This window comes from Bradyrhizobium sp. 2S1 (assembly GCF_011516625.5).
Classification (GTDB): Bacteria; Pseudomonadota; Alphaproteobacteria; order Rhizobiales; family Xanthobacteraceae; genus Bradyrhizobium; species Bradyrhizobium septentrionale.
Map to the genome: position 1 here is coordinate 7,189,946 of NZ_CP147717.1, position 23,520 is coordinate 7,213,465.

Genomic DNA, 23,520 nt, shown 5'->3' on the forward strand with positions numbered 1-23,520 from the left:
CTGACGGTTCCACGTTCTGTGTTGAACCGCCGCGCTGGCACACCCCCGCGTCAGGGCGTGCGGCCGTTGTCGCGGATTGCAAGCAACCCGTCCTTGATGGCGAGCCGAATGCCTTCCTCGATCAATGTCCGTGCAACGCCCGGGACGCTCGTGCCGTGGGTGCCCTGTCGCACCAGCTTCTCGAGATAACCAATGGTCGAGAGCGCCAGCGTGACCGGGACGCGGTCGGTTTCGGCCTTTTCTGTAGCCATGAGAAAACGCTTAACCCTGAACGCCTGTACTGAAAAGTATCTATTTAGAGTCTATTTAGGAATAAGGTGGTTCGTCAAGCCGTCAGCTGCGAGAGCGGCCAGCCGCGCCCACGCACGCCGGAGGTCAACTCCGGCGTGATGTTCGGGTCAGAATATTCAGGTAAATGAAGGCGTTAGGATCGCATCTCGACCTTGACCGGGAACTTCTTCAGAAGCCGCTCCGCCGTTTCGGCCTTGCCAGGCGGCGCGCTCACGCTCAGGTACAGCCCGCGGGATGGATCGGTGATGGCGTCGACACTGACCTAGAGCATTTTCCGATCACGTTGCGTCGTAACCAGCCGCGACGAGATAATTTTGGCATTCCTCGGGTGAGAAGCGCTTGAGAGCGTTGGCGATTGCTTGCCAGAGATCGGGCATGGTGCGCGCTGCGGCGGCCCGCAACAGGGCTTTCAGTTTAGAGAAGGCCATTTCGATCGGGTTGAAGTCTGGACTGTAGGGCGGAAGATAGAGCAGGCTTGCTCCGACCGCCCGGATGGCCTCTCGAACGCCATGGACCTTGTGAGCGGGCAAGTTGTCCATGATAACGGTATTGCCCGGCCGCAGCGATGGGGCGAGCAATTGCTCGACGTAGGCCAGGAAAGCGTCGCCATCCATTGGACCGTCCAGAACAAGCGGCGCGATCAGACCGTCGGAGCGCAATCCAGCGGTGAATGTCGTCGTCTTCCAATGTCCGTGTGGGATAGCTGCACGACATCGCTCGCCGCGTGGCGAGCGGCCGTAAAGCCGCGCCATTTTGGTGTTGGCGCTGGTTTCGTCGATGAAGACGAGACGCTCAGGGTCAAGATCGATTTGCCCTTCGAACCACTCCTCACGCGCGGCATTTATATCGCCGCGCCGTTGCTCGGCGGCGTGCGCTGTCTTTTTTTAAGTGTGATCTTTCTGCGCTGGAAAAAACGCCAGAGCGACGCGATGCCAGTCGATATTCCACGACGTTTCAACAGTTCTCGCAACTCGGCGAGCGTGATATCCGGCTTCGCTGTCACTGCCTCCAGAATCAATTGCGAATGCGCTTCGATGCGCTGCGATTTGCGGTCACCGCCCTGGCGTTTAGGAACGATGTCGCCAACTTCCTTGAGGCGACCGCGCCAGCGGATCGCACTGGCCGCGCTGACACCAAAGCGCTCAGCAGCCTGTCGACAGGACATGCCACCGTCAATCGCGGCTATCACCCTTTGACGAAGATCAACCGAAAGCGCCCTGGCCATACATGCTGGCCTCCCTCGCCAGCATGCAGCTTGAATCTGACTCGCGCCGTTTTGGGAATCCCCACCCGATTCATTCCGGTCGGAAAATGCTCTAGCCGGACAACCCTTCCTGCGCCAGCAGCTCGCGCGCGGCCTCGCCGGCGGCAATCTCGCGCAGCTTCGGCTTGAAGATCTTGCCGACCGGCGTGACCGGCATTTCCGCAATCACCGACACCGCGCGCGGGCGCGCCGGCGGCTCCGGGATGTTGTCCTGCACGAAGGCAGCCAGCGCCAGCGGATCGATATGGACGCCGGGCTGCGCCGAGACGAACAGCATCGGCACTTCGCCGGCATAGCTGTCGGGACGTCCGACCGCGGCCGCCAGCGCCACGCCCGGGAACTGCAACGCGGCATCCTCGATCGCGCGCGGATCGATGTTGTGGCCGCCGCGGATGATGACGTCCTTGGCGCGGCCCAGGATGTAGACGAAGCCGTCGGCGTCGATCCGGCAGATGTCGCCGGTACGCAGCCAGCCGTCACGGAACGCCTCTTCGGTCTGCTTCTTGTCGACGTAGCCGGCAAACACCTGCGGGCCCCTGGTCAGGAGTTCGCCGACCGGTGACGGCCACGGCCCGGTGTGCAGCCTGCCGCCGTCGAGGATCGCGAGCTCGACCAGCGGATTGCGGGTGCCGACGCTCTCGGCGCGGGGCTTTACGCCGTGCACGTCATGCGTGATCGCGCCGGCGAGTTCGGTCATGCCGTAGAGCTGCTGGATGCAGGGGCCGCCCCAGGTCGCGAGATAACGTCGCTCGATCTCCGGCGGGCAGATCGAGGCACCGGTGGCGGTGACGCGCAGGCTCGAGATGTCGCTGTCCGCAACCGGAACGTCGGCAAGCGCGCCGAGCGTCGTCGGCGCGTTGCCGGCGATGTTGACGCGGTATGTCTCGATGATTTGCCAGAAGTTCCGAACCAGTGCCGGATCGCGCGCACCGGCGGGGCCGGGGATGAGCATGGTTGTGCCCGCCGAGAGACTGTTGGCCGTGGTGCAGAACAAGCCACCGACATGGAACAGCGGCATCGTGATCATGGCGCGCTCGCCACGATGGAAGTCGAGCGCCATCCGCGAGGACACGGTGGAGGCGACCATCGCGCGGTTGGTGAGCCGCGCCACCTTGGGATGGCCGGTGGTGCCGCCGGTCGGCAGCATCACCGCGACGCGGTCGGCCTCGCTCATGTCCGTCGACTTGCCGTAGTCGTTGCGCCAGGCCGGATTCGGTCGCAGCACATCGCCATCGAAGGAAATGATGCCGTCGAGCGGCACGATCACGATTCGCTGGAGCGATGGCACCTCGCGCTGCAGGCCTTCGACCTTCTCATAGAGCCCGCCAGGCATGCCCGGCGGCGGCGCCAGCAAGAGTTTTGCGTTGATCGCATTGAGCTGGGCGACGATTGCCTCGCGCGTGAACAAGAGGTTGAGGGGCTCGGCGACGCCGCAGGCGGCTGCGCCGAAAATCGCGACCACAGTCGCGGGACACGCCGGCAGCAGGACCGCGACCGGATCGTCCTTGCCGATGCCTTGCGCGCGGAAATAGTTCTCGGCGGCTTTGATGCAGCCCATCAGCTGATCGTTCGAGATGACGACCGGATTGGGATCGAGCGGCGAACGCAGATAGATCGCGGCTTCGGCGTCCGGCGCGCCCTGCGGGCCACGGGCAATGAGGTCGAGGATGCGAGGGCAGGCGGCGAGCGTCTCCTGCATCTCCTTGTCGCGCATAGCCTCGTCGGCCGGCGAAAGCCTGTCCTTCAGCATATCCGTCCCCGTCCATTCTTGTTCGTTGGGACGGGGATTGTATCGAGCCGCGCCTGCGGAACAAGTGCGGCCTATCGACCGCCTGTCAGCCGTGGACCACCGATTTGGCGATCATGCAGTGAATGCCCTTGGAGCCGTTGACCGTCTGCGTCACCCGCAGGTCGGCGGCCAGGCTGCACAGCGTATAGGCGTCCTCGCGGGACAGATTGCGCTTCTCGCCGAGCAGCACGATCATGTCGCGCAGCGCCCGCACCACGCACTGGTCGAGGTCGGGATCCATCGCCATGGTCATGTAATGATCAGCGGTCTCGGCGCGCGGATAGGCGAGCTTGAGATCCTTGCGCAGGGTCAGGCGGAAGCGGCCGGTGAGCGCGGTCTCGATCGCGGTGACGCAGACCTCGCCGTCGCCCTGCACGCCATGGCCGTCGCCGCAGGAGAACAGTGCGCCGGGCAAGAACACCGGCAGATAGAGCTTGGCGCCGGCGCCGAGCTCCTTGTTGTCGAGATTACCGCCCATCGCGCGCGGGATCAGCGAGGAGATGCGGCCCCAGGCCGGCGGCGGCGAGACGCCCATCACCCCGAAGAACGGCTTCAGCGGCAGGTCGAGCCCCCAGGGCATGCGGCCGACCATGCGCGCGCGATCGAGCGGGATGTTGAGGATGCGCGTCTCGTGAAAATCGTCTGGCAGGGTGCCCGACAATGGCTTGATCAGATTGTAACCCCAGTCCTGGCGCAGCTGGACGTCGAGAATATCGATCTCGAGCACATCACCGGGCTCGGCGCCGCTGACCGCGATCGGGCCAGTCAGAATGTGCCCGGGCACCATCCGCTCATTCTTCGCGTGGATGTCGTCGAGCTCCGGCGGCACGACAAACTTGCCGCGGTCGGGCACCACGTCGGGGCCGCCGCTGACGGTCTCGATCGTGACCTCGTCGCCGCTTGCAATAGTCAGGACCGGCTTCAGTCTGGCTTCAAAGAAGCCCCAATGGCAGGTTTCGGGACTGGACTTGAGATGATGATGGGTCATGTGACGGCTTTTGATTGCGCTTCGGGCAGCGTATGACGCTGTAGCAGAACTTCGCAGAGGCTTCCCTTGTTTTTTGTGCTCTCCAAGACGCTCGGCATCATGCTGCTGCCGATCAATTTCCTGATCGGTATCGGCGTGATCGGCGCCGTGCTGTTGCTGACGCGGTTTGCGCGTCTTGGCCGCAGGCTGATGGTGGGCACGCTGCTGCTGCTCGCAATTTGCGGCCTCTCGCCGCTCGGCAATGTCCTGATCGCCACGCTGGAGCAGCGCTTTCCGCCATGGGACGCCTCGCGTGGCGCGCCTGACGGCATCATTGTGCTTGGCGGATCGATCGATGCCGATCTGTCGGTTGCGCATGGCACGCCGGTGGTGCGCAGCGCAGCCGATCGCGTCATCGCGGCGGCAGCGCTCGCGCGCAGATACCCCAACGCGCGCCTGGTGTTCACCGGCGGCAGCGCGAATTTGATCTCGAACGATGCGCGCGAAGCCGACTATGCCGCCGAACTGTTCGAGGGCCTCGGCATTCCCAGATCGCGATTGATCATCGAGCGCCGCTCGCGCAACACGGTGGAGAACGCGGAATTCTCCAAGGCGCTGGTCGATCCGAAGCCTGGCGAGCGTTGGCTGCTGGTGACCTCGGCCTATCACATGCCGCGCTCAGTCGGGCTGTTCCGCAAGGCGGGATTCAGCGTCGAGGCCTATCCGGTCGACTGGCGCGCCGGCAATGTCATGAGCTTCGCAACGTTTGCGATCGACGGCCTGTCGCGCACCGACGTCGCCACGCGGGAGTGGATCGGGCTCGCGGCCTATCATCTGGCGGGCAAAACCGATGATCTGCTGCCGGGACCGGCGGCGCGCTAGGCCTGTCGTCCATCAGCCAATCCGGCTAACATCGCCACAACAGGCGGCGGCAAGCCGCCGATCACGGGAGTTTTCGCCATGCAACAGCAGACACCGCCGGAACAGTTCGACCTCGCGGCAATCGTTGCCGATCTCAACAACCTGCTGCGGCTGAAGACCACGGTCATCGGCATCAAGATGTTCGCCCGCGTCGAGGAGATGGAGGCGATCCCGAAGATCCGGCGTCCGTCGGCGGTCCACACCACGGACCAGATCGTCAGCATGGCCTCGCGGCTCGGCTGGACGGTCGGCATCACCGGCGACGATCTCGTCGGTGCGCAATGCCGCGCGGTGATCGGGCTCGCGCCGCAGGACGAGAAGTGGCTTGCCGGCGAAAGCTATGTCGGCGTCTGGCATGGCACCGCCGAAGACGCGCGCAAGCGCCAGGAGGCGCTCGACGTCGTGCCGTACGGCCGGTACCAGGCGATGGCGGTGAGCCCGCTGACCAGCGGCCGGCTCAATCCGCCCGACATCTGCCTCGTCTATGCGACGCCGGGACAGATGATCATCCTGATCAACGGGCTGCAGTACACCGGCTACAAGAAGTTCGAATGGGGCGTGGTCGGCGAAACCGCCTGTGCGGATTCGTGGGGGCGGGCGCTGAAGACCGGCGAGCCGAGCCTGTCGCTGCCGTGCTTCGCCGAGCGCCGTTATGGCGGCGTGCCCGACGAGGAGATGCTGATGGCGCTGCCGCCGGCCTATCTGGTGAAGGCGATCACCGGCATGAAGCAGCTCGCCAAGAACGGCCTGCGCTACCCGATCGCGCCCTATGGCATTCAGGCCGACGTGCGCGCCGGCATGGGCGTGTCCTACGCCAAGAAATAGCTGATTGCGTCGCCGCGCCCGCAATGACAAAAGGGCGCCCAATCGCAGGGAGCCTGATCCATGTCCTCGTCGAAACTCGATATCGTCGTCTATGGCGCAACCGGCTTCACCGGCCAGCTGGTCGCCGAATATCTCGCCGCGCATTATCGCGACGGCAGCCTGAAATGGGCGATGGCCGGGCGCAGCAAGGACAAGCTCGCCTCGGTTCGCGACGCGATCGGCGCGCCTGCCGATACGCCGCTGATCGTGGCCGATGCCGGCGACGCCGCGTCGCTGAAGGCGATGCTGGCCCAGACCAAATCGGTGATCTCGACGGTCGGTCCGTATCAGCTCTACGGCAATGAGCTGATCGCGGCCTGCGTGGAAAGCGGCACCGACTATTTCGATCTCTGCGGCGAGCCGGTCTGGATGCGGCAGATGATCGACAAATACGAAGCCGCGGCAAAGGCCAGCGGCGCGCGCATCGTGTTCTCCTGCGGCTTCGATTCGGTGCCGTTCGAGCTCGGCACCTTCTTTGTCCAGGACGAGGCCAAACGCGTGTTCGGCGCGGCCGCACAGCGCGTCAAGGGCCGGGTGCGCGACATGCGCGGCACGCTGTCCGGCGGCACGGCCGCGAGCGCCAAGGCGACTTTCGATGCGGTCGCCAAGGACCTCAGCCTGGTTGCGATCCTCAACAATCCGTTTGCGCTGACGCCGGGCTTCGAGGGCCCGAAGCAGCCGCGCGGCAGCAAGCCTGCCTATGAGGACGATCTGCACTCGTGGACCGCGCCGTTCATGATGGCGCTGATCAACACGCGCAACGTCCACCGCTCCAACATGCTGATGGGCTTTCCGTACGGCAAGGAGTTCATCTACGACGAGATGGTTCTGACCGGTCCCGGCGAGAAGGGCGAGGCGAATGCAAAACGCGTGATGGCGCTGAATGCGGAAAAGACCGGGCCGAGCGCGCCGAAGCCGGGCGAGGGGCCGTCGAAGGAAGAGCGCGAGAACGGCCGCTACGATCTGCTCTATCTCGCGGTCGCGCCCGACGGCCGCATGGTCCGCGCCGGCATCAAGGGCGATCGCGATCCGGGCTACGGCTCGACCTCGAAGATGATCTCGGAATGCGCGATCTGCCTGCTGCGCGATACGCCCGATGTCGCCCCCGGCTTCTGGACCCCGGGAGCCGCGATGCAGCACAAGCTGATCAAGCGCCTGGTCGATCACGCCGGGCTGACGTTCGAGGTCGAGAAGTAGTTCGCGCCGCCTTCTTCTTCGGTGTCATCGCCCGGCTCGACCGGGCGATCCAGTATTCCAGAGACGCCTGTGCTCAGCGGAGAAGCCGCGGCGTACTGGATGCCCCGCTTTCGCGGGGCATGACAGCCACATGCTACGCCGCTGCGCGTGGATCATACGCGTACATAAAATCCATGCCCTTGGACGACACCGGCAGGATCAGCTTCAGCATGTGATCGCGCAGCCAGGCGCCGGTCGGGCTGAACTCGCGCTTGTTGTTGCCGTTGCGGCGGGCGATCGCGACGATCTTCTCGGCGCGCGGGCGCCGCTCGTGCTCGAAGGCCTGGAAGGTCAGGCCAAGCTCCTGGCCGTCGCGCATCAGCACCGCGAGCCGCAGCGCATCTTCCAGCGCGAGCGACGCACCCTGGCCGGCATGCGGGCTGGTGGCGTGCGCGGCGTCGCCGATCAAGAGCGTGCGCTTGCGCGACCAGGTCGGCAGCGTTGCGACGTCGAGCGTGTCGGTCACCACGATGTTCTCCGCGGCCTCGATGATCTCGGGGATCGGTGCGTGCCAGCCGGCGTGGAAATCGCGCAGATGCTGCCTGATGGCGTCCTGGCTTTGCAGCCGGTAGGCCGCTGCGGTCATGCCGTGCGACGGCTGCGTGCTCCACCACATCGCACCGGTGTCCGGATCGGGGCTGCACAGCCCGTAGCCGAAGAAGCCGCTTTGCCCGAACGTGCTCTCCACCTTCTGGCCGATCGGCAGGCGCTCGATCATCGCGCGCGGCACGAAGCCGCCGAAGCCGATCAGCCCGGTGTCGAACGGCGTCGGCCCGTCAGGGATCACATGCCGCCGCACCGCCGAATGCACGCCGTCGGCGCCGATCACGAAATCGCCCTCGGCGGTGGTGCCGTCGGCGAAATAGGCTGTTACGGGCTGGTCGCCGCGATCCTCGATCTTCACCAGCCGCTTCTCGAAGAACACCGAGACGTTCGAGGCCCAGGCCTTGTCGATCAAGGTCTCGTTCAGGGTCGCGCGGCACATGTTCACCGCGGGCTGGCCGAAGCGCTGCTGCATGTTCTGGTTGAGCGAGCCGAGCTTCTTGCCGCCCTGCGAATAGAAGTCGAAAGATTCGGCGATCGAGCCGTTACGGATCAATTCGTCAGCGACGCCAAGCTCCGCCAGCACGTGCATGCCGTTGGGCGCGATCTGCAGCCCGCCGCCGATCCCGGTCGAATAGGGCCAGGCTTCATAGAGCTCGGCCTCGATACCGGCGCGGGTCAAAAACATCGCGGTCACCGGACCTGCGATGCCGGCGCCGATGATCAGAGCTTTACGGGGACGTGACGTCATGCCTTGCTCCATGCATCCGTGTGGGGTAGGAACGGTTAGCAGCTAATCATCTTAGATGCTAAGATATTTATCGACTAAGGTACGAGGTGAAGCTTGTCAAGCGCGAAATCGCGCGCCGCCTTGCTGCAGGAGCTGGAAGAGGCGCTGCGGCGGTCGTCGGCGCAGGGCGTGCTGTACGGTCAAGCCGTTGCGAACGTGGCTGGAATTTCCGGTTCCGATCTCGAATGCATCGACATCGTCTTCCTGGAAGGACGCGTGACGGCAGGCCGCCTTGCCGAGGTCACCGGATTGACCACGGGGGCCATCACCGGCGTGATCGACCGGCTGGAGAAGGCCGGCTATGTGCGCCGCGAGCGTGACGAGAGCGACCGGCGCAAAGTGTTTATCGCGGTCGTGCCGGAGGCCGTCGAGAGGATCGGGCAATTCTATGTGCCGATGCAGCAAGCGATGGCGAAGGTCTTCAGCCGCTATAGCGAGGACGAGCTTCGCCTGCTGATGCGCTTCACCATTGACGGCTACAAGGGCGTATTGGAGGCGACCGCGGCGCTGAAGACCGTGATCGATACGCCGCCGGAGCAGCGCGCCAATCTCAAGATGTCGCCGAAGTCTCGCCGGTGACCTGCGCCGCCGTCGCGCGGTAGCGCTCGGCCGCCGCGTACATGCCCCACATCGTGCCCAGCATCATCCAGAAGTGCCGCCAGTGGTCGGTATCGATGATGAAGCTCTCGCCGACGAAGCCGAGAAACCCCGCGAAGATGGCGAGATAGGCGCGCTGCCACGGCACCCGCATGTAGATGTAGCGGAAGCCGATGAACGCGCTGACGAACACCAGCGCCGGATAGCAGATGCCCGAGATCCAGCCGCCCGACATGAAGGCGTTGAGATAGGAATTGTGGGTGTCCTCGGGGAAGTAGGTGTGGAATTGCAGCGGCCCGATGCCGAACGGCAGCTCAAGCGCCATCTGGGCGCCGAGGATGTGACGGCCGAACCGGCCGAAGCGGCCTTCGTCATAGCTCTGGTCGAAGCTCGCGCGCTGCTTGAACATGTCGGCGACCGAGCCGATCGAGAGCAGCACCGCGATCAGCGCAACCGCCAGGACCGCGGCGATCAGGGTCATCACGATGATGCGCGAGCGCTGTGCCCGCGTACGGCTGGTGAACACCATCATCGCCAGCATGAAGGCCGCGGTGATGACGAGGCCGCCCCAGGCGGCGCGGGAGAACGACAGCAGGATCGCAAGCGAGATGATGCCGAAGGCGATGGCGTTGCGGAACGCCTTGCCGAAGCGGTCGGAGACGACGCTCTGCAGCGTCAACAGCGCCGGCAGGATCAGGAACGCGCCGAGCACGTTCGGATCCTTGAAGGTGCCGCGGGCGCGGTCGTACAGCGTCAGCAGATCGTAGCCGCCGGGCACCAGACGGAAATAGCCGGCGATGCCGGCGAGCGAGGCGATCATCGCGCCGACGATCAATCCCCGGCGCAGCATGTCGAGGCGGGCTTCGGTGTCCTCCGACATCACCATCGCGAAAAAGATGACGGTGACGGCCATGTACCAGGAGGTGAGGACCCAGTTCACCACCTCCGGCTTGTCGAGGAACGGCACCGCGCCGATGCTGTAGCCGACATTGAGCACGATCAGTGTGAACAACAGCGGCATGAACACGAGCCGCATGCGCAGGCCCGTGGCGAAGAACACCACGCAGGCGGTCAGCGTGACGAGTTCATACGGGCTCGGCTCGATGAACACGATGGCACCTGACGCGCCGGCCAGCCACACCAGCGCCCGCTGCAGCGCCAGCACGCCCGCTGGCGCGGATGTCAGCGAATGGGACGTCCCGGCTGTCGCCGCATAGGCCATCGGATACTCACGCAACGCAACAGATACACAAGCTGACGCTCGCCTCGGCGAAGGAGTATCAGCGACAGGCAATCGATCTCAGTACGCGTTCTCGTTCTTGGTCAGCAGCGAGAGCGGCGTCTTGAGCAGGATGTAGAGGTCGAACAGCACCGACCAGTTCTCGATGTAATAGAGGTCATATTCGACGCGCTTCTGGATCTTCTCATCGGTGTCGACCTCGCCGCGCCAGCCGTTGATTTGCGCCCAGCCGGTGATGCCGGGCTTGACGCGGTGGCGCGCGAAGTAACCGTCGACGGCCTCGTCGAACAGCTGGTTCTGCAGCTTGCTCTGCACGGCATGCGGGCGCGGACCGACCAGAGAAAGATTGCCCTTCAGCACCACATTGAACAGCTGTGGCAATTCGTCGAGCGAGGACTTGCGGATGAAGCGGCCGACCCGGGTGACGCGCGGATCGTTCTTGGTCACGACCTTGGAGGCGGTCGGATCGGCCTGGTGGTGGTAGAGCGAACGGAATTTGTAGACGTCGATCCGCTCATTGTTGAAGCCGAAGCGCTTCTGGCGGAACAGCACCGGGCCGGGGCTGTCGAGCTTCACCGCGAGCGCCACCAGTCCCAGCACCGGCAGCGCGGCGAGCAAAGCGAGGCCGCCGACCACGCGGTCGAACAGCCATTTCAGCACCAGATCCCAGTCGGTGATCGGCGCCTCGAAGACATCGAGCGTCGGCACGTTGCCGACATAGGAGTAGGAGCGTGGGCGGAAGCGCAGCTTGTTGGTATGGGCCGACAGCCGGATGTCGACCGGCAGCACCCAGAGCTTTTTCAGCATTTCCAGGATGCGGGTCTCCGCCGAGATCGGCAGCGCGAACAGCACGAGGTCGACGCGGGTGCGGCGGGCGAACTCGACGATGTCGTCGACCTTGCCGAGCTTCGGTGAGCCGGCGCAGGTATCCGTGGCACGGGAGTCATTGCGGTCATCGAACACGCCAAGCACGTGGATGTCGGAATCATCGTCGGCGTTCAGCGCCTCGATCAGGTGCTCGCCGTTCTGGTCGGCGCCGACAATGATGGTGCGGCGGTCGAGCCGCCCGTCATGCGCCCAGGCGCGCACCATCGATCGCAGCAGCACCCGCTCGGCGATCAGCACCACGAGGCCGACGCAGAAGAACGACGACAGCCAGACGCGCGATACCTCGCCGCCGAGCTTGGCCAGGAAGGAGACGCCGATGAACAGCAGGAACACGAAGGCCCATGACGAGATCATCCGCGTCATCTGGCGGAGCTGGCCGCGGAAGATCTGCACCTGGTAGATGTCGGCGGCCTGGAAGCAGACCACGGCCGCGGCTGACATGCCGAGGATCGAGGCGATGTATCCCCAATGGATGCCGCCGGCGAGCGGGCGGACATAGGCGAAATAGAGCCCGACGCCGACCAGGCTGAGCAGCACGAAATCGGCGACGCGGACTACGCCCGCGATCACCACCGGCGAATAGGCGCCGCGAACTTTTTGATTGGTAACGGCGAGTGCGGCCGGCGACAGGCGCCGGCGGCGTTCGACCTGCGGCTTGGCAGCAGTTGCAGACGCAGCGGCATCCAGCATCGAGCGTGCGTTAAACGGTTCCACGAGTCCACGTCCATTCCTGCGCATGCAGATGGGCATCCGCGCGCCGCAGCGAAATTCCCCTGGACGTGACTTAAGGGGACAAATCGGAAGAAACGGTTACGTGTGCAAGAAGTGGTTAACGTTTGGCAAATGCGTCGCGGTAACCGGCCAGCACGCCCTCGACCATCGCGCTCTGCGAGAAATGTTCGGAGATCCGCTCACGCAGTTTTTGCGCGCGCGCCGCGGTTGCCGTGGGATTGTCGAGTGCGGCCTTGATGGCGTCGGCCATCGCGGCGGCATTGCTGGGCGTGAACAGGGCGTCGGTGTGGGTGTCGAAGATCTCCGGGATGCCGCCGACATTGGCGGCGATCATTGGAACGCCGGCCGCGCTCGCCTCGATCACCACGTAAGGCATCGAATCGCCGCGTGAGGGAACCACCAGCAGGCTGCCCTTGGAGAAACCGAAGCGCGCCTTGACGTGGCCGATGAAGCGGACGGCCTCGCCGAGGGACAGCCGTTTCACCTGCTCCTTGAGCCGCTCGAACTCCTCGCCGTCGCCGCCGAGCGTCAGCGTCACCGGCTTGCCGTCGGCGCGCAGCTTCGCCACCGCGTCGATCAGGAGATCGGCGCCCTTGATGCGCCGGAACTCGCCGACATAGGCCACATCGGTGGCGTCGTCGGCCCTGGGCACCGGCTCGAATTCCTCTGCCGTGACGCCGTTGAAGACGCAGCGCACGAGGCCCGCCGGCTTGCCTACGGTCCGCTGATAGGTGTCGCGGGCGAACGCGCTCTCGAACAGGAACAGGTCGGTGCTGTTCATCAGTGTGCGCTCGAGCTGGCTGTAGAAGCGGCCTTTCCAGGTGTCGAGCGGGTAATGCAGTGAGCCGCCATGCGGCGTGTAGACCCGGATCACCTTGTCCGACCGCCGCCGCAGCCGGACATAGGCGCCGGCCTTGGCGCCATGGCCGTGCACGACATCCGGCTTCAGCTTGCGGATCAGGCCGGCGATGTGTGCCCAGACCATGAAATCGGCGAAGCGCGGCTCGCGGCGTATCGCCACCCGGTGGACGCCGAGCTTGAGGCGCGGCTCGATCTCGGCCAGCACCGCGTCGGCACGCGCGCCGCCGGTCAGGCTGTCGGCGACGATGCCGACATGATGGCCGCGTTCGATCTGGCCGTTGGCGACATCGAGGATATGACGAATGATGCCGCCGACCGGGGCGCGGACGACATGCAGGATGCGCAGCGGCTGTTCCTGATTCTGTGCCATCGATCAGAACCAGCGCTCGCCGACGAACACGGTGTCACCGGGGCCGAGCGGCGTGCCCAGCGGCACGACGAAGCGGCCCGCGCCCGATGCATCGGTGTGGGTGAGGGTGACCTGGTCGCGCCTGGCGCGCGGCGAGAAGCCGCCGGCGATCGCGACCGCGCTCTCCACCGTCATGTTGGGCACATAGGGATATTGGCCGGGGGCTGCGACTTCACCGAGGATGAAGAACGGCCGATAGGACTCGATCTCGACCGCCACCGAAGGCTCGCGGATGAAGCCGTTGCGCAGCCGCGCGGTGATCTCGGCGGCAAGCCCCGCAGGCGTCCGGCCGCGCGACGGCACCGAACCGATCAACGGCATGGTGATCGCGCCGGCCGCGCCGATCGCATAGGAGTTGGTCAGGCCTTCCTGGCCATAGACCACGACGCGGAGCTTGTCGCCGGGGCCGAGATTATAGCCGCTGTGCTGCGGGACGGGCTCGGCATAGGCCACGGGAGTTGCGAGGGGCGGCTGGGCATAGGCCATCGAATCGAGGCCGGGGTCGCCGGCGACCGGCGACGTCCGGCCCATGCAGCCCGACAGCGCGAGCGCAGCAATCAGACAAACAAGGGGAGCGCGCAAATCGCGCATGTCAGGAATCCCGAGAAAATACCGGTCCCCGATTAACGGCACGCGTGGTTAACAAAGAATGACGGCGTGGTGGCGGCGGCCATGTCCGTCAAACGCGCCGATTAACCCAGCAGCAACCTTAATGGACTGTAATCGCGGCCATTGAGGTGGAATCGCGGCGTCCGCGGGAGTTCGTTATGCGTTTTGCATTCTGGCGTAGAGGCAAGGAAAAGGCCGTCGTGCAACGGGCGTTGCCGAAGTCCGCGCCTGCCGACGAGGTCCGCGTCAAGCCGGCCCCGCCAAAACCTGCTCCCGACAAGCCGGCGGCTCCGTCCGAGGCGGCCGATCTCGATCTGCATGTGCTCGGCCGCGCGCTGGCGCGCAAGCGCGGCTGGATCATCGTGCCGACCATCCTCGCGTTCGCGTTGTCGCTTGCCGCCGTCAATATCGTGACGCCGCGCTACAAGTCGGAAGCGCGAATCCTGATTGACAATCGCGAGAACGCTTTCCTGCGCCCGAACGGCGAGCGCGACCTGGAGCGCTCTTCGCTCGACGCCGAGGCCGTGACGAGCCAGGTGCAGCTGCTGCTGTCGCGCGATCTTGCGCGCGACATCATCAAGAAGAACAAGCTCGCCGAGCGTCCGGAGTTCGATCCGGTGCTGCGGGGCTTTTCCCCGCTGAAGTCGCTGCTCGCGCTGTTCGGCATCGGCCGTGACCCGTTCAGCCTGACGCCGGAAGAGCGGGTGCTCGATTCCTATTACGAGCGCTTCCAGGCCTATGCGGTCGACAAGTCGCGCGTCATGGTGATCGAATTCCAGTCGGAGGATCCCGAGCTTGCGGCGCGCGTCGCCAACTCGATCGCGGACGGCTATCTCGTGCTGCAGCAGGCAGCGCGGCAGGACCAGGCCAAGTCCGCCAGCACCTGGCTGCTGGGCGAGATCGACAAGCTGCGCACGAAGGTTGCGGAAGCGGATTCGCGGGTCGAGGAATTTCGCTCGAAGTCGAGCCTGTTCGTCGGCACCAACAACATCCCGCTGTCGAACCAGCAGATGGGTGAATTGAACACGCAGCTCAACAATGCCCGCGCGCTGAAGGCGGATGCCGAGACCAAGGCGCGGTTGATTCGCGAGATGCTGCAGGGCGGCAAGCCGATCGAGGCTTCGGAAGTGCTCAATTCCGAGCTGATCCGCCGGCTGGCCGAACAGCGCGGCACGCTGCGCGCGCAACTCGCCGAGCAGTCGTCGACGCTGCTCGACAACCATCCGCGCATCAAGGAATTGAAGGCGCAGATCGCCGACCTCGACCGGCAATTACGCGAGGAGGCCGGCAAGATATCGCGCTCGCTGGACAACGATGCTCGCGTCGCCGATGCCCGGGTCCAGGCGCAGCAGGCGGGCCTGGACCAGTCGAAGAAGCAGGCGTCGTCGAGCAACAGCCAGGACGTGCAGCTGCGCGGGCTGGAGCGTGAAGCCAAGGCGCAGCGTGATCTCCTGGAAGCCTATCTCGCCAAATATCGCGAGGCGACCTCACGCGAGAACATCGAGGCCGCGCCGACCGACGGCCGCATCATCTCGCGCGCCACGGTCTCGAACACGCCGGCCTATCCGAAGAAGCTGCCGATCGTGCTGATCGCGACGCTGGCGTCGCTGTTGCTGTCATCAGGCATCATCATCACCGGCGAGCTGCTGCGCATCTCGACGCCCGGTGCGGTTGGCCGTGCCTTCGCGCCGGCAGCCGCGGTAATCAGACGCCGCGAGCCGATCATGGAGACCGCGACCCCGGATGAGCCGGCACTGACGCTGCCGGCTGAACCCGAGTTCGAATCGCCGCTCGCACCCCGGCTGCCGCAGGAGCCTGAACTGCCCCTGGAACCCACGGTTGCGCATGAACCTGTTCTGAGCGAGCCGCAGCCTGCGCCCGCCGAGATCGTCGACGAGATCGACGAACTGGCCGAGCATTTTGTCGCGGCCGGTCCCGCCGCCCACAAGGTCACGGTGCTCGGCCCGGCCGCCGGCGAGAGCGTCACGATGACCGCGCTGACGCTGGCGCGTCTGATGGCGCGCCAGGCCAAGGTCGTGGTCGTCGATCTGGTCGCATCCTCGCCGGTGCTGACGGCGGCCACCGTCGACCCCGCAGCACCCGGGCTTGCCGAACTGATGCAGGGCGAGGCGACGTTCGCGCAGATCATCACCAAGGACCGGCAGTCGCGGGTTCAGATCGTCAGCGCCGGACGTCCGGGCTTCGATCGCGCCCATCTGCAATCGCCGCGGCTCGCGCTTGCGATCGACGCGCTGCTGCGGGTCTATGACCACGTGCTGCTCGACGCCGGCACGGCGGTCGACCTGCCGGCCGAACTGCTGACCGCGAAGGCGCAGGCGGTCGTCGTGCCCGACGCCGGAATGGCGCAGGATGCGCGCCGCTCCATGGTCGCTCAGCTCAGGGCCGTCGGCTTCTCCGAAGTGACGATGCTGAGCAAGCCCTGCGCGCCGTCGGAAGCAGTCGTTGCTGGCCCGCGGGTGGTGGCGGCCTGACCGCCACCGTCTAGAGCATATTCGGTTCTGATTGAATCAGAACCGAAGCTCTAGCTTCTTGTTTTGACGCGTTTTCTTCACGCGAACCGGCGCCCACTTCGCTCGAAAACGCTCTAGGTGGTGTGGACACTAGCGCATCCATAGAACGATGGCTGCGAGAGTGACGACGGCCCGGTAGTTCCGGGCCGTTTTTTCGAAGCGGGTTGCGACGCGGCGGAACTGCTTGAGCTTTGAGAAGCAGCATTCGACGAGATGACGCTGGGCATAGAAATGCTTGTCGAGTGGATATTTGAGCGCGCGTGACGGGTTGTTGGGGATCACGGCGAGCGCGCCTTTGGCGGCGATGGCTTGGCGCAAGTGATCGGCGTCATAGGCCGTATCGGCCATGACGACCTCGGCGGATAAGCCTTCGATCAATGCGGCGGCTTGCGGTGCATCGCCCTTCTGACCTGCGGTGAGCGTGAACCGCACCGGACATCCCAAGCCTCGAACGGCCATATGTATCTTGGTGCTCAGGCCGCCGCGCGAGCGGCCGATCGCTTGATCTTCCGCTTGATCTTCAGACCCCCCTTTTTGGCGCCGGCGGCGTGCTGATGCGCCCGAACGATGGTGGAATCGACGATCAGATATTCGAAGTCCGGATCATCGGACATCGCCTCGAAGATCCGCCACCAAACACCCTTGATGCTCCATCGACTGAAGCGCCGGAACACGCTGTTCCAGTCCCCAAACACCTCCGGAAGATCGCGCCAGGGAGACCCCGTACGCACGATCCACAGCACACCTTCCACGAACATCCGGTTGTCGCGCCCGGTGGAGCCCTTCTGATCGGGGCGCCCTATGATCAGCGGCGCTATCCGCTCCCACGCCGCGTCGCTCAATACCAAACGGTCCATCACACCCAAGGCGGCCTCCCCAAAAGCAGCCTTGAATCTGATTTGCTCCTAAAAGGGAATCCTTAGAGTCCACACCACCTAGCCCGTCTTATTCGTCAGAGTGCGCCTGAGAGGCTGGCGAGCGTGGTGTAAAGCGCTGATGCGGCGTAGGATTCGGTTGCAAAGCCAACCCCATCACCTCAACCGCGAACGCCACGCCCGCCATGACCGACGATACGATTCTGCCCTTCTCGTTTCCAGCCGTTCACGCCAAGAAAGTCACAGCTGCCTTCGATGGCGGTCGGCTGACCTCGAACGGGGGCGTGATGCTTCTGGCGATGGCCGAGCGGCGTCTCGGCTTGGCCGACAATTTGGCCCGGGTGTTCCCGGATCGGCGCGATCCGACGCGGGTCGTGCACAGCCTTGTCGATATGTTCCGCGCGCGCATGTTCGCGATCTGCTGCGGCTACGAGGACGCCGACGACCTCGATCATCTGCGGTCCGATCCCGCATTCAAGCTGGCCTGCGGACGGCTGCCGGACACGGGTCGCGATCTGTGTTCCCAACCGACGCTGTCGCGGCTGGAGAATGCTCCGCGCCTGCGCGACGTGATCCGACTGACCTACACTTTGGTCGACGCATGGATGGATAGCTACCCGCGCGAGCCGGCATCCGTCACGCTCGACATCGATGATACCTGCGATGTCGTCCACGGCCATCAGCAGCTCTCGCTGTTCAACGCTCATTATGACGAACGCTGCTTCCTGCCGATCCACGTCTACGACACGGAGAAGAGCCGGCCCGTGGCGGTCGTGCTGCGGCCCGGCAAGACGCCGGGCGGCGTCGAGGTGCGTGCCCATCTGCGCCGCCTGATACGGCATATCCGGACGCGGTGGCACAACACGCGAATCACGTTCCGTGGCGACGGGCACTATGCCCGGCCGGAGGCCATGGCGTGGTGCGAGACCAACGGCATCGACTACATCTTCGGTCTGTCCGGCACCAAGCCGCTCGCCAGAAAACTCGACGAGGCCGCCGACGACATCCGCACGCGACGCGCCATCGAGAACCTGCCGGTTCTGCGTGGCTATACCGAGACGCGCCACAAGGCCAAGTCCTGGGATCGCGAACGGCGTACCGTCGCCCGTATTGAGGCGACGATGCTCGGCCTCGACATCCGTTTCGTCGTCACCAGCCTCGATGTCGGTTCGGCCGAGTGGATCTACGACAGCCTGTATTGCGCGCGCGGCCAAGCCGAGAATCTGATCAAGCTGCATAAGACACAGCTCGCCTCCGATCGCACCAGCTGCCGTTCGGCGCTCGCCAATCAAGTCCGCCTCGTTCTCCACACCGCCGCTTATTGGCTGATGCTGACCGTGCGCGACGCGATTCCCAAAGCCCGGGAATTGGCCACAGCCGAGTTCGCGACGCTGCGTCTTCGTCTCTTGAAACTCGCTGCCCGTGTGGTCGAGACCACGAGCCGCATTCGCCTTGCGTTTGCCGCGGCATGTCCCGAAGCCGACCTGATCCGCGGCTTGCCAGGCGCGCTGCTGCCGCTCGGTCCTTGACCGGCGGGGCGTCCGCCCCCCGTTCGCCCAACCTACACCTCAAGCGCGTTGCAAAGTACGGGTCGGTCAGGCGGTGAAAAGCCGAAGGCAATCCCGCGCGCCTCGTCAGAGCAGATGTGCGGCCACATCAATCGGACTAAAAAAAGCACTCTCACGAATAGGACGGGCTAGCAGGCTGTTGAAGAAATGTCGGAACGACGTGCGATGAATGGGATGTCGTCGCCGTTGACGAGGCAGATTTCACCTTCGAGCGATCCGTTATCCTGCAGTTCGGCCCAGCCATCACCGCCGGCTGGCTCCATTTCGTCGTTTCCTTCCCAACTGAACTGGACGGCATCGCTGTCGCAAGGAGCCGTGGATGGAGCCCGTGAGGCAATCGAAGGCGAATTCGCCGCCGATCTCGTGCGTGCCCCGGGGTCTCGACGACGCGCCATCGACCCCGGATGCTCATGCCGGCGCCGTCAGAAGCTTGGGCAGGCGAATGAGGTTATAAGCTGCCAGCGCAAGTGTGAAGGCGGCGTCCACACGCGCACGGCCGCGCAGCTTGATTTTGGCGAGACCGGCGGAACTCTTGATCCAGCCGAATACTTCTTCGATGCGTTTGCGGCAGCGCTGGCTGATGTCATAGCCGGCGTGACGCGTGGTGCGGGCGTCGACCGCCGTCTTGCGTGGCTTGCCAGTCTTGCTCAGATGTCCGTCGATCGCGATATGCGGAGTGACTGACCGCTCTCTCAGGTCGCACACGAACTGGGTGACATCGTAGGCTTTGTCCGCTCCGAGAGTAATCCGTTTCGCGGATCCACGCCCGTCGATCATAGCGAGCGCGGCCTCCCGTTCGGCTGTGCCAGTCGCTTGGCTCACCCCGCCTAAAATCGCCAAACCGTTGCGATTCTCCATCAACGCATGGCCCATGTAGCAGAGCTTGGCCGGCTGGCCGTCGCCCTTCCTGTAGAGCCGGGCCTCGGGATCGGTCGTACTCTCATGGGTCTCGTTGGATCGCTTCTCTTTGTGGAAGCTACGCTCGGCATTGCGTCCCGGACCGTCATGGTCCTTGTCGCTGCCGCCCTTCCTCCGGAAGCTTTTGATCGAAGCCCAGGCTTCAATCAGCGTGCCGTCCACTGAGAAGTGATCGCTTGACAGCAAACGCTTCACCTTCGGCTGCGCCAAAAGCGCGTTTAAGAACTTGGCCGCAATCTCGCCTTCAAGCAGCCGATCCCGGTTCTTCGAGAAGGTTGAATGGTCCCAAACCGCATCGTCGACCCCAAGTCCGACAAACCAGCGGAACAGAAGATCGAACTCCATTCGTTCCATCAGATGCCGCTCCGAGCGAACCCCATAGAACGCCTGCAGCAGCATCGCCCGAAGCAACTTCTCTGGCGCAATCGAGGGCCGGCCGAAGTCCGTATAGAGCTTGCCGAACTCGCCTGACAGATCGCTCAGCGCAGCATTCGCCAGCTCCCTGATCACCCGTAGCGGGTGGTCGGCGCGAACCCGAGCCTCCAGGTCAATATAACTGAATAGCGCGCCAGACCGCTCGTCGCTTCCTCGCATCGCAATCCCCCGCCACGCCCAGATCCTAGGGAATCACGATCTAAACCGCTTCGCCAGCGACTTCTTCAACAGCCTGCTAGTCCTACTGCGTCACAAACGATGATCTGTCTAGGAGCCCGTCCAGATATGTTTTCGTGACGGGCATTTGTTGTAGAGTAGCAGGCTCAGGCTGCGTTTGCGAGGTTGAACAGCTTGAGGAGGTTATGGACGGTGCAGATCATTGTCCACTCGGCGCGCACTTTCTCGATGCCCCGCAACAGGAACTGGCGGAAGCCTCTTGCCTGTTTGATCTGTCCGAACACCGGCTCCACCACTTGCTTTCGCAATCGGTAGGGTGTTTCGAAGCCGCCATCGTCGATCTTCTTTCGCATGGCCTGTGTCAGCGGGCCGCCGACTTTTCCGTTCGCTACTGTCGGGTGCTTGGCGCGTCCGGGCGCGACATAGCCATCGATGCTGCGTGTGTCGAGCGCTTCGAGATTGGCTTCGCTGCAGTAGCCGGAATCCGCTGAGGCCTGCCGCGGCTTGCGGCCAAGATTGCTCTCGATGGCCTCGATCAGGGGCACCAACTGGCCCTGATCGCTGCCGTGCTGGGTCAGTTCTTGCGCGACAATGATCTGGGCATGTGCATCGACGGCCGCCTGGGCATTATAGGCCTGAACGAAGCCATCCTTCGACTTCATGATGCGGCTTTCCGGATCGGTGAAGTTGCGTTGCGCCTTGGGATTGGGTTCCTCCGATGGCAGCGCCGCCGGTTTGCCCGGCTTCTTGCGGCCTTCGGCCTGGCGCTGCTGTTCCTTTTCGGCCTCGATGCGGCGCTCTTCCTCCGCCGCCAGTTTGGCGTCCGCTTCCAGCGCCGCCATCGCTTGCTGGATCTTCGCCAGCCGTTTCTGCTTGTCGACGGTCCAGTCCGGCAGTTCGTCGCTGTTGCCGAAAGTCTCATCCTCCGAGGCATCCGCCGCCTCGGCGGCCGCCAGCATGCGAGCGACCTCGGCCTTCAATTCCGCCTCGCGCTTCTTCATGCGCTCATAACTCATCGCCTTGTGTTTCGACGCGTTCGCCTTGATCTTCGTACCATCCAGCGCGACATGACCGAGCTTGACCAGCCCGGCCGTCTCGCACAACTTCAGAACCTGCACGAATAGCGCGCCGAGCGCCTTCAAATGTCGCTTGCGAAAGTCGCTGATCGTCCGAAAATCCGGCGCATCCAGCGCCACGATCATCACAAAATCGTTCCGCTCCCGGCAGGCCTTGGCAATCCGACGCGACGAATACAGCCCACTCGCATAGCTATGCAGCAGCAGCGCCACCATCATCCGCGGATCAAACGGCGGCTGCCCAAGCCCGCTCACATAGCTGCCCATGATCTCCCTGAGATCGAGGCTCTCCCGCACCAGATCAACCATAAACCGCGAGACATGGCCTTTCGGCACGAAGTCCTGCACATTCGGCGGCAGAAGCAGCGTCTGATCGATGTTCCAAGGCCGAAAATACTTGCTCATCGCCCAATGTTGAATCAGACCCGACCAGATTTGAACAGCGACTATCCAGACAAGCTCCTAGTGGTCGAACTTGATCGCACAACAAGGACATCTCGACAGCGTTCGGACGAGCCCATGTTCGAGGCGCCGTCGCATCGTCGCGATCGAATTTGGAATGTGACGTTGGGTCCGCAGCGGCAAATCCGCGGGGTCTGTAATCTGCGGGAATGCGATCGAGCAGGATCGGCCGGGCGTGCCGAGTGCCTGAGGGGGGAATCGTCTCCCGCTCGGAGATCAGGAATCCGTAGGCTGCGATGCACATTGTTGCGTGATGATGAAAGCCGCGCCAGCCGCGTCCCTCGAAGTGGCCGAGCCCGACCTCCTGCTTGAGTTCCTGATAGTCGCGTTCGATGCGCCAGCGCAATTTAGCCGTCTCAACGAGAGTCCGGAATGCCACATCCTCCGGCAATGTCGAGAGCCAGTATTTGGTAGGCTGGTCCTCGCCTTTTGGCCATTCGATCAGCAACCATTCCTCCAATCGCCGGGTGGTTTGCCAATAATCACGATGCGCGGCACGGACCCGCACGCGGGCAAAGCGCGAGGTCAGCTTTTCGTTCGTTCCTTGCCGCCACGTGATGGTGCGCCAAGCTTTGGCCGGCAGGCCGATCGCGAGCGCCTTGACGGCGGCCGGCTGATGCTGACGGTTGCGGCGCATCAGTTTCGGTGGACGGCCGCGGCCCGACCATGGCTTCGGCGGCAAGGGACCGGTACCGGGCGCCCATACCGTTGTGCTCGACAGAAGACCCGCCACATAGGTCAATCCCAGCGCCGTGATCTCCGTGCGCAGGTCGCTGTTATTGCCATAGCCCGCGTCCATCAGTACGACACCGCGTGGAAGGCCGCTCGCGCAGGCCCACCGCAACTGCTCCAGCGCGATCTCCGGCTTGGTCCGGAAGCCAACTTCGGCAGGAATGCCCACCTTGCGCCGCCGATCGCAGTCCTCAGTCCATTCCTTCGGAAGATAAAGGCGATAAGCGACAGGCAGGCTGGCGTGGTGGTTGGCAATCGACAGTGACACCGCCACCTGACAATTATCCTGCTTGCCGAGCTGCCCGCAATATTGCCGTGCAACTCCAACTGAATGTCGGCCCTGCTTGGGAAATCCGGTATCGTCGATGATCCAGGCTTCGATGGGGCCCTGGCGTTCAATCGCCGGCAGGACCATCTCACGTACCTTGCCCAGCACCTTCTCATCCGACCAGGCGCCGCTGCCGACGAAATGCAGCAGCGATTGATGCTGGGCGGCCGTCCGTTCCGGAGCTGTCACCGCCGCCATTGACTCCACGCTCTTGCGACCGCCACAGGCCATCAGGCCGACGCAATAGTCGCGCAGCGGCGCCTTCCGATCAGCATGACCGATGACACTGGCAAGCCCTTCCAAATACGTCGCAAATCGCTTCTCGCTCGTCTTGGTGCCACGCCCGCTCATGTCGGCCTCTCGACTGATGGTCCGTGCTTCATCCATCGCTGATTCTGGCCGGCGGTTTTGTGACTC

18 protein-coding genes and 2 pseudogenes are annotated in these 23,520 nt (G+C 64.1%); 6 read left to right on the forward strand and 14 right to left on the reverse strand.

Features of this window, described 5'->3' with window-relative positions; translation table 11 throughout:
- Positions 1 to 50: 50 nt before the first annotated feature.
- The 4 genes from HAP54_RS33820 to HAP54_RS33835 all read right to left on the reverse strand — a co-directional run bounded on the left by HAP54_RS33820 (position 51) and on the right by HAP54_RS33835 (position 4,332).
- Positions 51 to 251 (reverse strand): hypothetical protein, encoded by a 201-nt coding sequence (locus HAP54_RS33820; protein WP_016844973.1) that lies wholly within the window; start codon positions 249 to 251, stop codon positions 51 to 53.
- A gap of 318 nt (positions 252 to 569) precedes the next feature.
- Positions 570 to 1,516, reverse strand: a protein-coding gene (locus HAP54_RS33825) for an IS630 family transposase (RefSeq protein ID WP_166294672.1) whose coding sequence is annotated in 2 segments (ribosomal slippage) — positions 570 to 1,177 and positions 1,177 to 1,516 — 948 coding nt in all. Because the reading frame shifts where the segments join, the coding sequence is not laid out codon by codon here.
- A 91-nt stretch (positions 1,517 to 1,607) separates the two neighbouring features.
- Positions 1,608 to 3,305: an AMP-binding protein gene (locus HAP54_RS33830; RefSeq protein ID WP_224741658.1), complete on the reverse strand. Its 1,698-nt coding sequence runs from the start codon at positions 3,303 to 3,305 to the stop codon at positions 1,608 to 1,610.
- 85 nt (positions 3,306 to 3,390) lie between these two features.
- Complete coding sequence (locus HAP54_RS33835; protein ID WP_166294674.1) at positions 3,391 to 4,332, reverse strand: acetamidase/formamidase family protein; 942 nt, start codon at positions 4,330 to 4,332, stop codon at positions 3,391 to 3,393.
- A 66-nt stretch (positions 4,333 to 4,398) separates the two neighbouring features.
- Here HAP54_RS33835 and HAP54_RS33840 point away from each other — a divergent pair, with 66 nt between their 5' ends.
- The 3 genes from HAP54_RS33840 to HAP54_RS33850 all read left to right on the forward strand — a co-directional run bounded on the left by HAP54_RS33840 (position 4,399) and on the right by HAP54_RS33850 (position 7,293).
- A complete protein-coding gene (locus HAP54_RS33840; protein ID WP_175619260.1) occupies positions 4,399 to 5,193 on the forward strand; it encodes a YdcF family protein in 795 nt (264 codons plus the stop codon).
- Positions 5,194 to 5,271: 78 nt separating this feature from the next.
- Positions 5,272 to 6,057, forward strand: coding sequence for a DUF169 domain-containing protein (locus HAP54_RS33845; protein WP_166294676.1), 786 nt, complete (start codon positions 5,272 to 5,274; stop codon positions 6,055 to 6,057).
- A 60-nt stretch (positions 6,058 to 6,117) separates the two neighbouring features.
- Positions 6,118 to 7,293: a saccharopine dehydrogenase family protein gene (locus HAP54_RS33850; protein WP_166294678.1), complete on the forward strand. Its 1,176-nt coding sequence runs from the start codon at positions 6,118 to 6,120 to the stop codon at positions 7,291 to 7,293.
- A gap of 133 nt (positions 7,294 to 7,426) precedes the next feature.
- Here the strand turns inward: HAP54_RS33850 and HAP54_RS33855 are convergent, their stop codons facing one another.
- Positions 7,427 to 8,626 (reverse strand): FAD-dependent monooxygenase, encoded by a 1,200-nt coding sequence (locus HAP54_RS33855; RefSeq protein ID WP_166294680.1) that lies wholly within the window; start codon positions 8,624 to 8,626, stop codon positions 7,427 to 7,429.
- A 93-nt stretch (positions 8,627 to 8,719) separates the two neighbouring features.
- On the opposite strand from HAP54_RS33855, the gene HAP54_RS33860 reads away from it, so the two are divergent.
- A complete protein-coding gene (locus tag HAP54_RS33860; protein WP_166294682.1) occupies positions 8,720 to 9,244 on the forward strand; it encodes a MarR family winged helix-turn-helix transcriptional regulator in 525 nt (174 codons plus the stop codon).
- Here HAP54_RS33860 and HAP54_RS33865 read toward each other — a convergent pair.
- The 4 genes from HAP54_RS33865 to HAP54_RS33880 form a co-directional block, all read right to left on the reverse strand.
- Entirely contained in the window at positions 9,216 to 10,484 is a 1,269-nt protein-coding gene (locus HAP54_RS33865) for an O-antigen ligase family protein (RefSeq protein ID WP_166306663.1), read from the reverse strand. The two genes, HAP54_RS33860 and HAP54_RS33865, sit on opposite strands and share 29 nt — an antisense overlap.
- Before the next feature lie 78 nt (positions 10,485 to 10,562).
- On the reverse strand, positions 10,563 to 12,104 hold the full coding sequence (locus HAP54_RS33870; protein ID WP_166294684.1) for an undecaprenyl-phosphate glucose phosphotransferase: 1,542 nt from the start codon (positions 12,102 to 12,104) through the stop codon (positions 10,563 to 10,565).
- Between the two features lie 115 nt (positions 12,105 to 12,219).
- A complete protein-coding gene (locus tag HAP54_RS33875; protein ID WP_166294686.1) occupies positions 12,220 to 13,353 on the reverse strand; it encodes a glycosyltransferase family 4 protein in 1,134 nt (377 codons plus the stop codon).
- A gap of 3 nt (positions 13,354 to 13,356) precedes the next feature.
- Positions 13,357 to 13,983 carry a polysaccharide biosynthesis/export family protein gene (locus HAP54_RS33880; RefSeq protein WP_166294688.1) on the reverse strand — a complete coding sequence of 209 codons (627 nt, stop codon included), beginning with the start codon at positions 13,981 to 13,983 and terminating at the stop codon, positions 13,357 to 13,359.
- Between the two features lie 176 nt (positions 13,984 to 14,159).
- On the opposite strand from HAP54_RS33880, the gene HAP54_RS33885 reads away from it, so the two are divergent.
- Positions 14,160 to 16,493: a GumC family protein gene (locus tag HAP54_RS33885; protein WP_166294690.1), complete on the forward strand. Its 2,334-nt coding sequence runs from the start codon at positions 14,160 to 14,162 to the stop codon at positions 16,491 to 16,493.
- Between the two features lie 129 nt (positions 16,494 to 16,622).
- On the opposite strand, the pseudogene HAP54_RS33890 reads toward HAP54_RS33885, so the two are convergent.
- A pseudogene (locus HAP54_RS33890) lies at positions 16,623 to 17,389 on the reverse strand (IS5 family transposase).
- Positions 17,390 to 17,592: 203 nt separating this feature from the next.
- On the opposite strand from HAP54_RS33890, the gene HAP54_RS33895 reads away from it, so the two are divergent.
- On the forward strand, positions 17,593 to 18,936 hold the full coding sequence (locus HAP54_RS33895) for an IS1380-like element ISBdi2 family transposase (protein WP_166204320.1): 1,344 nt from the start codon (positions 17,593 to 17,595) through the stop codon (positions 18,934 to 18,936).
- 167 nt (positions 18,937 to 19,103) lie between these two features.
- On the opposite strand, the gene HAP54_RS33900 is transcribed toward HAP54_RS33895, so the two are convergent.
- From HAP54_RS33900 to HAP54_RS33915, 4 genes and pseudogenes are all read right to left on the reverse strand, one after another.
- Positions 19,104 to 19,238, reverse strand: coding sequence for a hypothetical protein (locus HAP54_RS33900; RefSeq protein WP_283843061.1), 135 nt, complete (start codon positions 19,236 to 19,238; stop codon positions 19,104 to 19,106).
- A 145-nt stretch (positions 19,239 to 19,383) separates the two neighbouring features.
- Entirely contained in the window at positions 19,384 to 20,487 is a 1,104-nt protein-coding gene (locus HAP54_RS33905) for an IS5 family transposase (protein WP_166294692.1), read from the reverse strand.
- Positions 20,488 to 20,651: 164 nt separating this feature from the next.
- On the reverse strand, positions 20,652 to 21,986 hold the full coding sequence (locus HAP54_RS33910; protein ID WP_166202952.1) for an IS1182 family transposase: 1,335 nt from the start codon (positions 21,984 to 21,986) through the stop codon (positions 20,652 to 20,654).
- Positions 21,987 to 22,158: 172 nt separating this feature from the next.
- A pseudogene (locus HAP54_RS33915) lies at positions 22,159 to 23,454 on the reverse strand (IS701 family transposase); the annotation flags it as partial.
- Positions 23,455 to 23,520: the final 66 nt, after the last annotated feature.

Bases quoted from the DNA above. Each gene is read 5' to 3' on its own strand.
- HAP54_RS33820 (WP_016844973.1), bottom strand. From the start codon at position 251: ATGGCTACAGAAAAGGCCGAAACCGACCGCGTCCCGGTCACGCTGGCG.
- HAP54_RS33830 (WP_224741658.1), bottom strand. From the start codon at position 3,305: ATGCTGAAGGACAGGCTTTCGCCGGCCGACGAGGCTATGCGCGACAAG.
- HAP54_RS33835 (WP_166294674.1), bottom strand. From the start codon at position 4,332: ATGACCCATCATCATCTCAAGTCCAGTCCCGAAACCTGCCATTGGGGC.
- HAP54_RS33845 (WP_166294676.1), top strand. From the start codon at position 5,272: ATGCAACAGCAGACACCGCCGGAACAGTTCGACCTCGCGGCAATCGTT.
- HAP54_RS33850 (WP_166294678.1), top strand. From the start codon at position 6,118: ATGTCCTCGTCGAAACTCGATATCGTCGTCTATGGCGCAACCGGCTTC.
- HAP54_RS33855 (WP_166294680.1), bottom strand. From the start codon at position 8,626: ATGACGTCACGTCCCCGTAAAGCTCTGATCATCGGCGCCGGCATCGCA.
- HAP54_RS33865 (WP_166306663.1), bottom strand. From the start codon at position 10,484: ATGGCCTATGCGGCGACAGCCGGGACGTCCCATTCGCTGACATCCGCG.
- HAP54_RS33875 (WP_166294686.1), bottom strand. From the start codon at position 13,353: ATGGCACAGAATCAGGAACAGCCGCTGCGCATCCTGCATGTCGTCCGC.
- HAP54_RS33880 (WP_166294688.1), bottom strand. From the start codon at position 13,983: ATGCGCGATTTGCGCGCTCCCCTTGTTTGTCTGATTGCTGCGCTCGCG.
- HAP54_RS33885 (WP_166294690.1), top strand. From the start codon at position 14,160: ATGCGTTTTGCATTCTGGCGTAGAGGCAAGGAAAAGGCCGTCGTGCAA.
- HAP54_RS33895 (WP_166204320.1), top strand. From the start codon at position 17,593: ATGACCGACGATACGATTCTGCCCTTCTCGTTTCCAGCCGTTCACGCC.
- HAP54_RS33900 (WP_283843061.1), bottom strand. From the start codon at position 19,238: ATGGAGCCAGCCGGCGGTGATGGCTGGGCCGAACTGCAGGATAACGGA.
- HAP54_RS33905 (WP_166294692.1), bottom strand. From the start codon at position 20,487: ATGCGAGGAAGCGACGAGCGGTCTGGCGCGCTATTCAGTTATATTGAC.
- HAP54_RS33910 (WP_166202952.1), bottom strand. From the start codon at position 21,986: ATGAGCAAGTATTTTCGGCCTTGGAACATCGATCAGACGCTGCTTCTG.